The organism is Oleiphilus sp. HI0080, from assembly GCF_001635135.1.
Map to the genome: position 1 here is coordinate 1 of NZ_LWFU01001188.1, position 713 is coordinate 713.

Genomic DNA, 713 nt, shown 5'->3' on the forward strand with positions numbered 1-713 from the left:
ACGGAACCGCTCTCAACATCGATAGCATGGGCAACGGACGGCGCGATAACGGATTGGTCAAAGGTGTGGAGCAGAAAATCCAGAGCTTTAGGGTGTGATGCTACAAGAAGTTTTCCGTTTTCACTCCACTCTAAATTGTCGGGCATTACGTCTAAGGCAATGTGATTATTCAGAGTCCACTCTGGTGCTTCACTACTCTCACGCGTATACATGGATATCCGCTCACCGGTCGACTCGGCAACAAACAGCTTGGTTTGTTCTGCATTTGTCAGCACGCCGTTTGCCATGTATAGATCGTTGACCACTTCCGTCACCGTTCCATTGTCGTAGAACAACACATTGGTTTTCGCCAATCTCAGAAAGTCTTCTGCTTTTTCACCCAGCGTTTGTCTTGGTGCGCTGTGGTCATTGGTGATATAGAAACGATGTCGAGAAACGGCATGCACGTCGTTTGGTGAGATCAATTCAGGGAAGGTGATGCTTTCAATCAGCGTCGCCGAGTTCGACCCTGACAGCTCGAATACATCTATCTGGTGCTGAGTGGTCGAAGGGTGATTGACCACGAAAAGATACTGCTTGCCATCTTCTTTTAACAACGAAATCCCGTGAGGGTGAAAGACCTCAGGGTAGTTCGCAGTAATCGGTTTAAGGCTTGGGGTGTCGTCATTTAGGTCGAGACTCCACAATGCGCCGTTCTCCGATGCTCTAGTGCC

The 713-nt window shown here is 48.9% G+C and carries 1 protein-coding gene; it reads right to left on the reverse strand.

What is annotated here, in order from left to right; translation table 11 throughout:
* The coding region (locus A3751_RS21020; RefSeq protein WP_156492707.1) for an SMP-30/gluconolactonase/LRE family protein at nucleotides 1–713 on the reverse strand (713 nt) is incomplete at both ends.